General features: G+C 60.3%; 16 protein-coding genes and 1 tRNA gene. 9 read left to right on the forward strand and 8 right to left on the reverse strand.

The window, feature by feature from the left end; translation table 11 throughout:
- The first annotated feature begins 65 nt into the window (after positions 1-65).
- From FBZ97_RS32465 to FBZ97_RS32485, 4 genes are all read left to right on the forward strand, one after another.
- On the forward strand, positions 66-446 hold the full coding sequence (locus FBZ97_RS32465) for a TIGR02300 family protein (RefSeq protein WP_095436113.1): 381 nt from the start codon (positions 66-68) through the stop codon (positions 444-446).
- Between the two features lie 151 nt (positions 447-597).
- Positions 598-673 (forward strand) — tRNA-Ala (locus tag FBZ97_RS32470).
- Positions 674-861: 188 nt separating this feature from the next.
- Positions 862-1104: a GIY-YIG nuclease family protein gene (locus FBZ97_RS32475; RefSeq protein ID WP_113354151.1), complete on the forward strand. Its 243-nt coding sequence runs from the start codon at positions 862-864 to the stop codon at positions 1102-1104.
- A 358-nt stretch (positions 1105-1462) separates the two neighbouring features.
- A complete protein-coding gene (locus FBZ97_RS32485) occupies positions 1463-2254 on the forward strand; it encodes a YdcF family protein (RefSeq protein WP_113354150.1) in 792 nt (263 codons plus the stop codon).
- Positions 2255-2315: 61 nt separating this feature from the next.
- Here FBZ97_RS32485 and FBZ97_RS32490 read toward each other — a convergent pair whose 3' ends face one another.
- The gene (locus FBZ97_RS32490; protein ID WP_113332405.1) at positions 2316-2795 is read right to left on the reverse strand and encodes a hypothetical protein; all 480 of its coding nucleotides are present in this window, start codon (positions 2793-2795) and stop codon (positions 2316-2318) included.
- 140 nt (positions 2796-2935) lie between these two features.
- Between FBZ97_RS32490 and FBZ97_RS32495 the strand changes: the two genes are divergently transcribed.
- Complete coding sequence (locus tag FBZ97_RS32495; RefSeq protein WP_113354148.1) at positions 2936-3571, forward strand: trimeric intracellular cation channel family protein; 636 nt, start codon at positions 2936-2938, stop codon at positions 3569-3571.
- Between the two features lie 62 nt (positions 3572-3633).
- Here FBZ97_RS32495 and irrA read toward each other — a convergent pair whose 3' ends face one another.
- Entirely contained in the window at positions 3634-4056 is a 423-nt protein-coding gene (gene irrA, locus FBZ97_RS32500) for an iron response transcriptional regulator IrrA (protein WP_113332404.1), read from the reverse strand.
- Between the two features lie 296 nt (positions 4057-4352).
- On the opposite strand from irrA, the gene fabA reads away from it, so the two are divergent.
- The 4 genes from fabA to FBZ97_RS32520 all read left to right on the forward strand — a co-directional run bounded on the left by fabA (position 4353) and on the right by FBZ97_RS32520 (position 7614).
- A complete protein-coding gene (gene fabA, locus FBZ97_RS32505; RefSeq protein WP_015338264.1) occupies positions 4353-4868 on the forward strand; it encodes a 3-hydroxyacyl-[acyl-carrier-protein] dehydratase FabA in 516 nt (171 codons plus the stop codon).
- Between the two features lie 53 nt (positions 4869-4921).
- Positions 4922-6145 carry a beta-ketoacyl-ACP synthase I gene (gene fabB / locus FBZ97_RS32510; protein ID WP_112434869.1) on the forward strand — a complete coding sequence of 408 codons (1224 nt, stop codon included), beginning with the start codon at positions 4922-4924 and terminating at the stop codon, positions 6143-6145.
- Between the two features lie 4 nt (positions 6146-6149).
- Positions 6150-6956 carry an enoyl-ACP reductase FabI gene (gene fabI, locus FBZ97_RS32515; protein ID WP_112722932.1) on the forward strand — a complete coding sequence of 269 codons (807 nt, stop codon included), beginning with the start codon at positions 6150-6152 and terminating at the stop codon, positions 6954-6956.
- A 76-nt stretch (positions 6957-7032) separates the two neighbouring features.
- On the forward strand, positions 7033-7614 hold the full coding sequence (locus FBZ97_RS32520) for a GNAT family N-acetyltransferase (RefSeq protein ID WP_113397395.1): 582 nt from the start codon (positions 7033-7035) through the stop codon (positions 7612-7614).
- 42 nt (positions 7615-7656) lie between these two features.
- On the opposite strand, the gene FBZ97_RS32525 is transcribed toward FBZ97_RS32520, so the two are convergent.
- From FBZ97_RS32525 to rbfA, 6 genes are all read right to left on the reverse strand, one after another.
- Positions 7657-8673, reverse strand: coding sequence for a class I SAM-dependent methyltransferase (locus FBZ97_RS32525; protein ID WP_145324221.1), 1017 nt, complete (start codon positions 8671-8673; stop codon positions 7657-7659).
- Positions 8674-8887: 214 nt separating this feature from the next.
- Positions 8888-11026 (reverse strand): polyribonucleotide nucleotidyltransferase, encoded by a 2139-nt coding sequence (gene pnp / locus FBZ97_RS32530; RefSeq protein ID WP_113420969.1) that lies wholly within the window; start codon positions 11024-11026, stop codon positions 8888-8890.
- Positions 11027-11351: 325 nt separating this feature from the next.
- The gene (gene rpsO, locus FBZ97_RS32535; protein ID WP_069613589.1) at positions 11352-11621 is read right to left on the reverse strand and encodes a 30S ribosomal protein S15; all 270 of its coding nucleotides are present in this window, start codon (positions 11619-11621) and stop codon (positions 11352-11354) included.
- Between the two features lie 153 nt (positions 11622-11774).
- Entirely contained in the window at positions 11775-12626 is an 852-nt protein-coding gene (locus FBZ97_RS32540; RefSeq protein ID WP_145324203.1) for an alpha/beta hydrolase, read from the reverse strand.
- Between the two features lie 91 nt (positions 12627-12717).
- Entirely contained in the window at positions 12718-13650 is a 933-nt protein-coding gene (gene truB, locus FBZ97_RS32545) for a tRNA pseudouridine(55) synthase TruB (RefSeq protein ID WP_113330939.1), read from the reverse strand.
- A 12-nt stretch (positions 13651-13662) separates the two neighbouring features.
- Complete coding sequence (gene rbfA, locus FBZ97_RS32550) at positions 13663-14070, reverse strand: 30S ribosome-binding factor RbfA (RefSeq protein ID WP_069613592.1); 408 nt, start codon at positions 14068-14070, stop codon at positions 13663-13665.
- Positions 14071-14125: the final 55 nt, after the last annotated feature.

Genomic DNA, 14125 nt, shown 5'->3' on the forward strand with positions numbered 1-14125 from the left:
CCCTTAAAACGCCGGCTTCCCCGGCATTGCCGAATTTTCATTCGGCCATTCATGAGGCTTTGACAGTGGCGAAAGCGGAACTTGGAACAAAACGTACCGACCCCGATACCGGCAAGAAGTTCTATGACCTAAACCGGGACCCGGTGGTCTCGCCCTATACCGGCAAGTCCTGGCCCTTGTCCTTCTTCGAGGAAACCTCCGCTTCCAAGGAAGTTCCGGAAGAAGACGAAGTGGCCGAAGTCGATACCGAAAACACGGAAGTCGAGCTGGTCTCGCTCGAGGATGCCGACGATGCTGCCGGCGGCGATGACATTCCGGATATTGGCGATGACGACGTCGAAATCGGCGACGATGATGACGACACCTTCCTCGAAGCCGACGAAGATGAAGATGATGACGACATGAGCGACATCATCGGCGTCACCGGCGACGAAGACGACGTCTGATCTGAAAGACAGTCGGCCCGGTGCAAGAAAAAATTTCCCGGGCCGAATTTTTCGGCTTGCTATCTGTGAAAACCACAAGTAATAAGCCGCCACCCCGACGGGCGAAGCGCTCGGAAGGGACCCAGGGCCGGTCAAACGGCACCATCTTGATGGGGCTATAGCTCAGCTGGGAGAGCGCTTGCATGGCATGCAAGAGGTCAGCGGTTCGATCCCGCTTAGCTCCACCACGCTTCGCCCTTACGGGCTTCGCGTGGCGCAGCCGTGGGAAAACCGTTAGGCCGAAGCAGTGCCCGGCAAAGCCTGTAGGGCGACGACGGGCTGAAATCCCCACCAGATATTTCCAGATACAGCGATAAGCTCGATTGCATATAGAATTTGCGTTCGAATCACCGGACGCCAATTGAGCGAGGGGCGGATGTGGTACGTTTACATCCCTCAAAGCGTGGATTTTCCCGACCAGCAATATACCGGATCGACTTCGGATCTTAAGCAGCGGCTTGCCGACCACAATGCTGGTAAGTCGACCCACACCGCAAAGTTCATGCCGTGGGTTCTCCTCTGGTATTCTGCCTTTCCTGACAAATACCGTGCTCTTGAATTTGAGGCCTATCTGAAGTCTCGTTCTGGCAGAGCATTTGCAAGGAAAAGGTTGCTCTAAGAGACAAGCAGAGGATTTCGGCAATGCGGCGGATCGGCGGGCTCTCGCGATTTGGCCGCTTTCTGCTGGGCGACCGGAATCTTGCCGAGAGGGTGCAGATCGTGCCCTGGAACGGCATGATATCATGCGCTATCGTCGGAGCTTTCCTCGCCCGCACCTTTGGCGCCGGACGCTTTGGGCTGGTTTCAATAGTCGCGCTCATCACTCTTTTCATCCCTCGCCCGCTGCGGCGCCGCTTCAGGCAGCGGTTGACGGTGGCGGCCCCGACGGCGCGGCGAGCGAAATAGCCACATTGCAGCGCACAAAATCTGCTAGGGAGGAAAACGAATCGTTTTGCCGACAAGCGTAAGGATGTGCCGTGTTCGTTTTTTCGAAACTTGTCTGGATTTTCGGTCAGCCGCTGTCGCTGGCCTTCCTGTTTGTCCTGCTGGCATTTATCGCCGCACTGCTGCGCTGGCGCGCTACCGTCATCACCTCGGCGCTCTTGTCGGCGCTGATCCTGTTCGTCTCGCTGTATACGACGGCCGGCGCTTATGTTGTTCAGACGCTGGAAGAGCGTTTTCCGCACCCCGCAGCCGATCCCGCCGATCTCAAATGCATGATCGTTCTCGGCGGCGCCACGCAAAACGAAGTGACGACGGCGCGCGGCGGCTATGAGCTTGACTCGGCCGGCGATCGGCTGATCGAAGCGCTGCGTCTCGCGCAGAAATACCCGCAGTCACGCATCGTGATCTCGGGCGGCGATGGCTCGATCGGCGGCACCTATGAGGGCGATGCCGTGATTTCCGAACGCTTCTTCACTGCACTCGGCATTCCGACAAGCCGCATGGTCGAGGACAAGACTTCACGCACAACCTTTGAGAATGCGGTCAATACGAAGGAGCTGCTGGCGCAGAACGGTCTTTCGAATTGCCTGCTCATCACCTCGGGCTTCCATATGCCGCGCTCGATGGGCATCTTCCGCAAACAGGGCATCGATGTCGTGCCTTGGCCGGTCGATTATCGCAGCACCGGCAAGGAAAGCCTCGGCCTCGATTTCACCCAGCCATCACGCAATGCCCAACTGCTGGCGACGGGCCTGCGCGAATGGGTCGGTCTGGTCGGCTATTACGCGGTCGGCCGAACCTCGGCACTCTATCCCGGACCATAATATTATGTGGCCGGACCGTCGCCACATGTCCGGGCCGAATGACGTGCACGCACCGCAAATTCTATTTCTGAGATATGGTGACGAATTTGACGCCGCGCACCCTGACGGTGATTTCGCAAGCGGCTTCGCCATCCTTGCGGTCGCAGAAGCGCGGATGCATTTTCATGACCAGCACCATGTTGCCGAAACGCTGGATGAAATCGTAGCCGTAGATCTTCGCTGTGGCGACGAGCAGATAGCCGCCCTCGGCCACTTGGACGTAGAAATTGTAGGGGCAGCCTTCGTCCGTGCAGTAGGGGCCTTTTTCGCCCTTGCAGGTGATCTCGCCCTCATTAATGACGATATCCATCAGCTTGTCGTTGTTGATGTCCTGCTGGGTAGCGAAATGATCGCCGAAGCTCACCTGGCCGTCGCAGCTTTTGGTGAAGTGATCCTTCTCGAAGGCCACGGGGTCCTGCAGGATCGATTGCTGCGCCTCGGCCACGGCAGGCATGATCACGAGAGCGAAGAGGTTGAGGATTACGATCAGCAGGGATTTCACGGGGGATTCCTTTTCGAAGCGCCGTTACGGCCACGATAGCAGCCGCAGCCGCTGCGACATCTTTGCACGCGCCTGCTTGCGCGGCCCTTGCCGTCGTGATTCATTTCGGAAAAATTGCCGGCCTCCCGTTGGAGTTTTCGATGTCGCTTCTCTCGTTTCTTGATTATGCCGGCGTCGCCCTTTTTGCCGCAACCGGCGCGCTCGCGGCTTCGCGCAAGCAGCTCGATCTGATCGGCTTCCTGTTCCTGGCGGCCGTCACTGGTATCGGCGGCGGCACGTTGCGCGATATCGTTCTGGGCCGGGTGCCGGTCTTCTGGGTGCTGAACCCGACCTATATCATCATCTGCGCCATGGTCGGCGTTCTGGTCTTCTTCACCGCTCATCTCTTCGAATCGCGCTATCGGCTGCTCATCTGGCTCGATGCCGTGGGGCTATCGGCCTACTGCGTGATGGGAGCGGCCAAGGGTATGGCAGCCACGGGCTCGCCCACCGTTGCGATCGTCACCGGCGCGCTGACGGCAACCTTCGGCGGCATCCTGCGCGATCTGCTTGCGAACGAACCTTCGGTCCTGCTGCGCCCGGAAATCTATGTGACGGCCTCAATCGTCGGCGCCGGCGTCTTCACCGCCGCCAATGCGACGACGCTGCCGCTTTATGTCTCTGCGGGATTGGGCGTGATCGCGGCCTTCGCGGTGCGCGGCGGCGCGCTCTGGTTCGGCTGGACCTTTCCGACCTATCACCATAAGCCAGGCCGGCATCCGGACGATGTGATGTAGACGCGAGGCATCAGGAATTAGGCAGTGGGCAATAGCGGGACGCTATGAAACAATTCTATTTCCTATTGCCTCTGCTTACGGCGCAGGCGGATCACCACGTCGACATGGGCGATTTCCATGCCCTGCGGCGGTTCGGGCAGATTGTCGATCGTCAGGTTGCTGATCGGGATATCCAGCACTTCGTTGTGGCCTTCCACGAAAAAGTGATGGTGGTCGGAGACGTTGGTGTCGAAGTAAGTCTTGGTGCTTTCGACGGCGAGCACGCGGATCAGGCCCGCCTCGGTAAATTGATGCAGCGTGTTGTAGACGGTCGCGAGCGAAACCGGAACGCCGGCGGCAACGGCTTCCTCGTGCAGTTCTTCCACCGTCAGATGCCGGTCGCCCTTGGCGAAGAGGAGGTCTCCCAGTGCGATCCGCTGTCGGGTCGGTCTCAGGCCGACATTGCGCAGCCTGGTTTCGATCGCGATTTCGGCTTCTTCCGCCATTCAGGGACTCCGGATTCCTGATCTCTATAATCTTTACTAAGCCATATAACTTTTGCCTTGATTGCTTTCAATAGTTTCCATGGGGTGGGAAGGCGCTCAAAAGCCGGAAAAATCGGGCTTTTGCCGCATTTGGCACTGGTAGCAGCTCTGGCGTTCCTGTATGCGACCACCACATAGGAGCTACTGTGTTCGATCGAACGGCTGAATGAGAGTGTGATGGTTACGCTTCATTTTCTGTCGATCTTGCACTAAAGCTTCACATCCATCGGCATTCATGCGGGGGAAACGGAATTTTTATGACGACGAGACAATCCAGCTTCAATTACGAGGAAATCCTGTCCTGTGGCCGCGGCGAACTGTTCGGCCCGGGCAACGCACAGCTTCCCCTGCCACCGATGCTGATGGTCCATCGCATTACAGATATTTCCGAAACGGGCGGAGCCTTCGACAAAGGCTATATTCGCGCCGAATACGACGTGCGTCCCGATGATTGGTACTTCCCCTGCCATTTTGCCGGCAATCCCATCATGCCGGGCTGCCTCGGCCTCGACGGCATGTGGCAGCTGACCGGCTTCTTCCTCGGCTGGCTCGGCGAGCCCGGCCGCGGCATGGCGCTTTCCACTGGCGAAGTGAAGTTCAAGGGCATGGTTCGTCCGGACACGAAGCTTCTCGAATACGGCATCGACTTCAAGCGCGTCATGCGCGGCCGCCTCGTCCTCGGCACCGCCGACGGCTGGCTGAAGGCCGATGGCGAGACCATTTATCAGGCGACGGACCTGCGCGTGGGCCTGTCCAAGGACAAGGTTGCCTGAACTGCGGCACCGCCGCCTCCACAAAGACAGATGTTTTAGAAAAGGTCATCGACATGAGACGGGTAGTTGTTACGGGTCTGGGTATTGTCTCTTCGATTGGAAACAATGCTCAAGAAGTGACCGCCTCGCTGCGCGACGCCAAATCCGGTATTTCCTTCTCCCCCGATTTCGCCGAGCACGGTTTCAAGTGCCAGGTCTGGGGCGCGCCTAAGATCGATACGACCGACCTGGTGGATCGCCGCGCCATGCGCTTCCTGTCGCAGGGCGGTGCCTGGAACCACGTCGCCATGAAGCAGGCGATCGCCGATAGCGGCCTTGAGGAAAGCGATATCACCAACGAGCGCACCGGCATCATCATGGGCTCCGGCGGCCCGTCGACGCGCACGCTGATCGAAGCTGCCGACATCACCCGCAAGAACAACAGCCCGAAGCGCATCGGCCCCTTCGCCGTGCCAAAGTCGATGTCGTCGACGGCCTCGGCCACGCTTGCGACTTGGTTCAAGATCCACGGCGTCAATTACTCCATCTCGTCTGCCTGCTCGACCTCGGCGCACTGCATCGGCAATGCTGCCGAAATGATCCAGTGGGGCAAGCAGGACGTCATGTTCGCCGGCGGCCACGAGGATCTCGACTGGACCATGTCGAACCTCTTCGACGCCATGGGCGCCATGTCGTCGGACTTCAATGAGAACCATCCGGAAACCGCCTCGCGCGCCTATGACGCCAAGCGTGACGGCTTCGTCATCGCCGGCGGCGCCGGCGTGCTGGTTCTGGAAGAGCTTGAGCATGCCAAGGCACGCGGCGCCAAGATCTATGCCGAAATCATCGGCTACGGCGCTACCTCGGACGGTTACGACATGGTCGCGCCGTCAGGCGAAGGTGCCGTGCGCTGCATGCGCCAGGCGCTCGCCACCGTGAAGGGCGATATCGACTACATCAACACCCACGGCACATCGACGCCGGTGGGCGACAGCAAGGAAATCGGCGCGATCCGCGAAGTCTTCGGCGACAAGATCCCGCCGATCCAGTCGACCAAGTCGCTGACGGGCCATTCGCTCGGCGCAGCGGGCGTTCAGGAATCGATCTACTCGATCCTGATGATGCAGGAGCGCTTCATCGGCGAAAGCGCCCATATCACCGAACTCGATCCGGAATTCGAAGGCGTGCCGATCGTGCGCAAGCGTATCGACAATGCCAAGTTCGATATCGCTCTTTCGAACTCCTTCGGCTTCGGCGGCACCAACGCCACGCTCGTATTCCAGCGCTATAACGGATAAGGCAATGACGGGAATTATGCAGGGTAAGCGCGGCCTCATCATGGGCGTCGCAAACAACCATTCGATTGCCTGGGGTATTTCAAAGGCACTGGCCGCCGAAGGCGCTGAACTGGCTTTCACCTTTCAGGGCGAAGCGCTCGGCAAGCGCGTCAAGCCGCTCGCAGCCGAAGTCGGCTCGGATTTCCTACTGCCTTGCGATGTCGAGGATCTCGCTTCGGTCGATGCCGTCTTCGACGCCATCAAGGAGCGCTGGGGCAAGCTGGATTTCATCGTCCACGCCATCGGCTTTTCCGACAAGAACGAGCTGAAGGGGCTCTATGCCAACACCACGCGGGAGAATTTCACCCGCACGATGGTGATTTCTTGCTTCTCCTTCACTGAGGTTGCCAAGCGTGCCGCCGAACTGATGACGGAAGGCGGCAGCATGCTGACGCTGACCTATAATGGTTCGACGCGCGTGATCCCGAACTACAACGTCATGGGCGTCGCCAAGGCGGCACTCGAGGCTTCCGTCCGCTATCTCGCTGCGGACTACGGCCCGCGCGGCATTCGCGTCAACGCCGTTTCCGCCGGTCCGATCCGCACGCTCGCCGGCGCCGGCATTTCCGACGCCCGCGCCATCCTCTCTTGGAACCAGCGCAACGCGCCGCTGCGCAAGTCCGTCACCATCGATCAGGTCGGCTCGTCGTCGCTCTACCTCCTGTCGGATCTGGCAGCAGGCGTGACTGGCGAAGTCCATTTTGTGGATGCCGGCTATAACATCACCTCGATGCCAACGCTGGAAACGCTGTCAAGCGCAGACACGGAGTAAGCCTTCGATCTCAGTCGTGTCCTCCCGGTTTTGGCCGGGAGGATCAATTTCCGGATATCCTTTCAGAGGATTCCCGATGACGTCCATCGACGACGCAGAACCTTTGGCATCGACCGGTCGTCTTATCCTTCGCCGCTTTGTGCCGGAGGATTTTGCCGCCTACAGCGCCTACCGCTCCCTGCCGGAGATATATCGTTTCCTCTACCGCGATCCACCTTCGCTTGAGGTCTTGCGAGAGCGTTTCGATATCCGCCTGAGCTCCCCTTTCTCCGAGGACGGAGATACGCTGTTATGCGCTGTCATACGGCGGGAGGATGGCGCTTTGGTGGGTGACGTTAGCCTGACATTCGCAAGCAAGGTCGCACTTCAGGCCGAGCTCGGCTATACCTCCAACCCAGCCTATGCCAGGAAGGGTTATGCCACCGAGGCGGCGGAAGCCATGATTACCCTCGGTTTCGAAAAATTCGGCTTCCACCGGATCTTTGCACGGCTGGATGCGAAAAATGCCGGCTCGGTCGGTGTCGTCGAACGGCTCGGCCTGCGCCGCGAGGCGCTTCTGATCGAGAATGATCGCTTCAACGGCATATGGGGCGACGAATGCATCTACGCCGTGCTGAACCGCGAATGGGCCGCAAGAGCGTCGAAACGAAGCCCCTGAGCCCCGCTCAAAAAATGGCGGCCATCTGACCGCCATCATTCCTTATTTCTTCGCCCAGAGCACCTTGTAGCGGGCGTTGCGGCAGGTCTCGCCGAACTCCTTGAAATTCTCCGCCAGCACCGGCTCATAGGGCAGGCCGCGATTGGCGACCAGCATTAGCCGTCCGCCGCCGCGCAGCGCCGAAGCGGCAGTCTTGATCATCGCCTGGCCGAGCGAAGGTTCGGCGGCATGGCCCTCATGGAAGGGCGGGTTCATGATGATCAGGTCGTACTTGTCCTTGACCGGCTCGCTCGCCAGATCGTGCCAGAAGAAGCGCTGCGCGACCTTGGGGCAGTGCGACAGCAGATTGGCCCGTGCGGCCTCCAGAGAGCCGTAATGGGCCTCGTAGAGGTCGATGCGTTCGATTCTCGGCGACTTCATTGCCAGCTCGACGGAAAGGTAACCCCAGCCGGCGCCGAAATCGGCAGCATCGCCGGTAAAATCGGTCGGCAGGCGCGAGGCAAGCAGCTCCGAACCGGCGTCGATACGGTCGTGGGAGAACATGCCGGGCGCTGTGGTGAAGCTGTCGTCAACGAGCGTCGCCGGCTTCGCGAGCTGCGCCGTCAGCAGCTTGATATCGGCAGGGCGGGTAAACCAGAAGGCAACGCCGTGATATTTGGGCATATGCTCGATGTCGAGACCGAAGGCCTCGACGCGCTTGCGCAACGGCTGGATGCCGTCTTCCTTGCCGCCGGCAACGACGATGAGGCCGCCTTCTCTCACGCGCGTCAGGGCTTCGGCGAAGTGATCCTCGTTCTCGCCCTTGTGCTTGCCGCAAAGCACGAGCGCGCCGTCATAGCCTTCGCCTTCGATCTCCGGCGTCACGTTGATGCGCTGCGCCTGCAGCTGGCGATAAAAGGGACGGAAGCCCTGGACGGCGGAAAGCTCGGCAGCAAATCCCTCCGGCAGCGCAAAGCCCGCCTCGGCGCCGAGGAACAGGATCCGCTGACCCTCGCCGGGCGCGTCGACGGTGCCGGAGGCAAAGGGATGGAACAGGGTCTTCAGGGCATCGCGGCTCATGGGCGTGGTCTCGTTATGGGAATGGGTTTCGTCTGTCGGATATGCGCCATCGTCGTATTCTGGGCTTGCCCCTCACCCTAACCCTCTCTCCGCATGCGGGAGAGGGCTAGGGTGAGGGGCCGGGCACCCACTTTCTACAAAACGGTCGGCACCGATAATATAAAAAGGGCGCGGAAAAGATCCCGCGCCCCGGAAAGTTTATGAAGGCGCGGGCTTATTCGGCCGCGTCATCCTTCTTCTTTTCGGCAACGATTTCCTGGCCGGTTGCCTGGTCGACAACCTTCATGGACAGGCGAACCTTGCCGCGCTCGTCGAAGCCGAGCAGCTTGACCCAGACCTTGTCGCCTTCCTTGACGACGTCCTGCGTCTTGGCCACGCGCTCGGAAGCGAGCTGCGAGATGTGGACGAGGCCGTCGCGGGCGCCGAAGAAGTTGACGAAGGCGCCGAAGTCGGCGGTCTTGACCACAGTACCTTCGTAGACCTGGCCGACTTCCGGCTCGGCGACGATCGAGTGGATCCACTTGCGGGCCGCTTCGATTTCCTTGCCGGAGGAGGAGGCGATCTTGACGGTGCCGTCGTCCTCGATGTTGATCTTGGCGCCGGTCTTTTCGACGATTTCGCGGATGACCTTGCCGCCGGAGCCGATGACTTCGCGGATCTTGTCGACCGGAATGTTCATGACTTCGATGCGCGGTGCGAATTCGCCGAGCTGGCCGCGGCTTTCGGAGATGGCCTTTGCCATTTCGCCGAGGATGTGCAGACGGCCGCCCTTCGCCTGGTTCAGGGCGACCTTCATGATCTCTTCGGTGATGCCGTCGATCTTGATGTCCATCTGCAGCGAGGTGATGCCTGCTTCCGTGCCGGCAACCTTGAAGTCCATGTCGCCGAGGTGGTCTTCGTCACCCAGGATGTCGGAGAGAACGGCAAAGCGCTCTTCTTCCTTGATCAGGCCCATGGCGATGCCGGCAACCGGCTTTGCCAGCGGCACGCCGGCATCCATCAGCGCCAGCGAGGTGCCGCAGACGGTCGCCATCGAGGAGGAGCCGTTGGACTCGGTGATCTCGGAGACGACACGCAGCGTGTAGGGGAACTGTTCCGCCGACGGCAGCATCGGGTGGATGGCGCGCCATGCGAGCTTGCCATGGCCGATCTCGCGGCGGCCCGGAGAACCCATGCGACCGGTTTCGCCGACCGAGTAGGGCGGGAAGTTGTAGTGCAGCATGAAGTTTTCTTTGTACATGCCGGTCAGGCTGTCGACATACTGCTCGTCCTCGCCGGTGCCGAGCGTGGCAACGACGATCGCCTGCGTCTCACCGCGGGTGAAGAGCGCAGAACCGTGCGTGCGCGGCAGCAGGCCGACTTCGGCGAGGATCGGGCGAACCGTCTGCAGATCGCGGCCGTCGATGCGGCTCGACGTGTCGAGGATGTTCCAGCGAACGATCTTCGCCTGCAGGTGCTTGAAGATGGCGCCGACTTCTTCGGCCGTGTACTTGGCTTCGCCTTCTTCCGGCAGGAAGTGTGCCTTCACCTTCGCCTTGACGGCGTCGACGGCAGCGTAGCGATCGGCCTTCTGGGTGATCTTGTAAGCGTTGCGCAGTTCCGCTTCGGCAAGGCCGAGCATTTCCTTTTCGAGCTCGGAATAGTCTTCCGGCTGGAAGTCGCGAGGCTCCTTGGCGGCGACTTCGGCGAGCTTGATGATCGCGTCGATGACGGGCTGGAAGCCGCGGTGACCGAACATGACGGCGCCGAGCATGATGTCTTCAGGCAGTTCCTTGGCTTCGGACTCAACCATGAGAACGGCTTCCTGCGTGCCGGCGACGACGAGGTCGAGGCTCGATTCATCCATCTCGTCGAGATGCGGGTTCAGCACGTATTCCCCGTTGATGTAGCCGACGCGGGCGCCGCCGATCGGGCCCATGAACGGGATGCCGGAGAGCGTTAGGGCTGCGGAGGTCGCGACCATGGACAGGATGTCCGGATCGTTTTCGAGGTCATGCTGGATGACGGTGACCACAACCTGCGTGTCGTTCTTGTAGCCTTCCGGGAAGAGCGGGCGGATCGGGCGGTCGATCAGGCGGGAAACGAGCGTTTCGTTTTCGCTCGGACGTCCCTCGCGCTTGAAGTAACCGCCGGGGATCTTGCCGGCTGCGTAGGTCTTTTCCTGATAGTTGACGGTAAGCGGGAAGAAGTCCTGGCCCGGCTTCGGCGCCTTGGCGGAAACGACGGTCGCAAGCACCACGGTCTCGCCGTAGGTGGCGACAACGGCGCCGTCGGCCTGGCGGGCAATCTTGCCGGTTTCGAGCTTCAGCGGGCGGCCTGCCCACTCGATTTCGACGGTATGGATATCGAACATATCTTGTCCTTGCACTATGCGGGAAAAGGCGCCGAGGCCGACGAATTCGGCAGGGCACATCTTCAACCGCACGAAATGTGACGCATCACGGGCAAGACAACGAGAGGCTTTCGAAAGTCGGCCGAAGCTTGAAGCTTCGGCTGAAAGCATCCGGCAATCCTGCCCCATGACAGGTCAACGGTTGTTGTTGGCAGCACCGGCCCATCCGGCCTGCCGGCGGTTTCGCATCGCACCGGCGTAAGGCGCGAGGGAAACTGGTCTCAAGGGTTCATACCCTTCATAAGCATCCGGCGGGCGTTCAGGTGAACGCCCGCCGGAAATTCCGTTAGCGGCGGATACCGAGGCTGGTGATCAGCTTGGTATAACGGCCTTCGTCCTTCTTCTTGAGGTAGTCAAGAAGCGAGCGCCGGCTGGAAACCATCGTCAGAAGGCCACGACGGGAGTGGTTGTCCTTCTTGTGGTCCTTGAAGTGTTCCGTGAGGTTGTTGATGCGCTCGGTCAGGATCGCAACCTGGACTTCCGGAGAACCGGTGTCGCCTTCGGCGGTAGCGTATTCCTTGATCAGCGCAGCCTTGCGCTCAGCAGTGATCGACATCGGATGGTCCTTTCTATGAGAGGAGATTGAAGTCGCCAAACGCCGGGATGTCGTCCAGCATTGGCCGTGAATGCAATCAGGCATGCCTGATGCTGGCGCTGCCTATAAACCAAATGAGCGCCAATGGAAAGAGGGTTCTCCCCGGGGCGCCTTTCAGCGCCCCGCCATGGCATCCCGGATCATGGCATTGTAGCCTTCCGGATCCTGCAGCATGGCGAAATGGCTGGCATCCTTCAGGATGACGAGCTTCGCGCCGGGGATCTCCTTCGCCATCATCTCGGTATGGTCCAGCTTCACCGCTTCGTCATGGTCGCCGATGGCAAGTGTCACCGGCACCATGATCTTGCCGAGGTCGGCTGCGGTCCATGCCGGTTGCGTCTCCCACATCTTCGAGATCTGTTTGACGAAGGCGTCATATTCGTTCGGGGTCGGCGACAGCTTCCTGTAATAGTCGCCGGCGACGTTGATGTAATCGTTGAAAGTCTTGTTGCTCATGACATCGGGTTTCACGCCGTCGGTCGTGACATTGGCGGCTTGAGCGACCACGCGCGTCAGCTTTTCGGGATGTTTCATCGCCATGTCGATGCCGATGATGCCGCCATCGGACCATCCAACCAGCGTCACCTTGCCGACCTTCAAATAATCGAGCAGCGCGGCGTAATCCGAGGTCATCAGATCGTAGCCAAAGGGCTGCTGGCTGCGCGTCGAGCGGCCATGCCCGCGGCTGTCGGCGACGATGACGAGATGATCTCTCGCGAAATCGGCGACCTGAGCGCCCCAAACATCGGCATTCCCAAGACCGCCATGAATGAAGAGGATCGGGTCACCTTCGCCATATTCGGCATAATACATCTTGATGTCGTTGACATCGGCCATGCCGCTCGCCCTCGGCTGCGGCATTGGCGGAAATGGCGGCAGCCCGGCCCACCGTTCGGCGGATTGGGCGTTCGTCACCGTCAGGAACAGAGAAAGGAATGCAACTATTCCGAATGCAACGCTGCGCATGTTTGCCCCCTTTGAACGGGCCATGCTGGCCCGTCGGGGAGCATATCGCATCGCCATTGCCCGCAATAGCGCTATTTCCGGCTGAACTTAGCTATCCAAACACGCGCTTGGGACGAAATTCGCCCTGGCCGATCTCGCCGATCGCAATCAGCTTGCCGCGTGCCGTGGCATAGGCCTCGGTTTCGGCAACCGGCGCATCGCGGCCGCGCACGAGGATCGGGTTACCCATTTTCAGGCGGTGTGCCTGATCGTCGCTGATGACGAGATGTGGCAGCGAAGACAGCGCCTCGGCCGTATCGATCAGCAGTGCGTCCAGGGCTGCAAGTCGCTCGTCCGCATCCTCGATCTCTTCCAGCGCCACGAGATCGGCAAGCGGCACCATCGTCTCTTCGGCGAAGGGAGCGACGAAGCTGCGGCGCAGGCCGGAAATATGGCCGTAACAGCCGAGATCACGGCCGAAATCGCGGGCGAGCGCACGCACATAGGTGCCCTTGCCGCATTCGACCTCGAAATGCGCTGTATTGGCGTCCGGGCAAGCGAGCAGCGTCAGGCGGAAAATCTCCACTTCGCGCGAGGGTATCTCGACCGTTTCACCTTCGCGGGCAAGATCGTAGGCGCGCTCACCTGATATCTTGATGGCGGAGAACTGCGGCGGAATCTGCTGGATGACGCCGGTATATTTCGGCAGCAGCGCGCGGATGTCCTCTTCGCCCGGACGCGTGTCCGAGGTGGCGGTTACTTCACCTTCGAGGTCGTCTGACGCGCGTTCCTCGCCCCAGGTCACGGTGAACTCATATATCTTGCGGCCGTCCATGACGTAGGGAACCGTCTTGGTGGCGTCGCCAAGCGCGATCGGCAGCATGCCGGAGGCGAGCGGATCGAGCGTGCCGGCATGGCCGGCCTTCTGGGCCTTGAACAGCCACTTGATCTTGGAAACGGCTTCGGTCGAGCCGAAATCCACCGGCTTGTCGAGGATGAGCCAGCCCGAAATCGGGCGGCCCTTGGGCTTGCGTGGCTTGGACATTCTCTGTCTCTGTTATTGATCTTGGTCGTTATCGTCGTCGAGATCACGGCTGACCTCGGGCGAGCGCAGAAGCGCGTCGATCTTCTTGTAATTGTCGAAGCTCGTATCGTCGCGGAAGCGGACTTCCGGCATGTACTTCATCTGGCGAAGCTGCGGGCCGAGACGGCCGCGGATATATTTCGCATGGCGGTTTAGCGCTTCGATGACGGCGCCGTGGTCGGAAACGCCAAGCGGCGTCACGAAGGCGGTCGCGATCTTCAGATCGGGCGACATGCGCACTTCGGAAATGGAGATCACGGTGCGCTCGATCAGGTCGTCGCGCACTTCGCCGCGCTGCAGAACCTGCGTGATCGCTGAGCGCACCTGCTCGCCGACGCGAAGCATGCGCTGCGAAGGCGCGGAAGAAGTTGGTCTGGTCATGGTTGTTCCGTTAGCAGCGTCCTTTGGACGCGATAAAGCGGGTCAAATGACTCGA

The sequence above is a fragment of the Rhizobium sp. ERR 942 genome (assembly GCF_007828395.1).
In the GTDB taxonomy this organism is placed as follows: domain Bacteria; phylum Pseudomonadota; class Alphaproteobacteria; order Rhizobiales; family Rhizobiaceae; genus Rhizobium; species Rhizobium dioscoreae.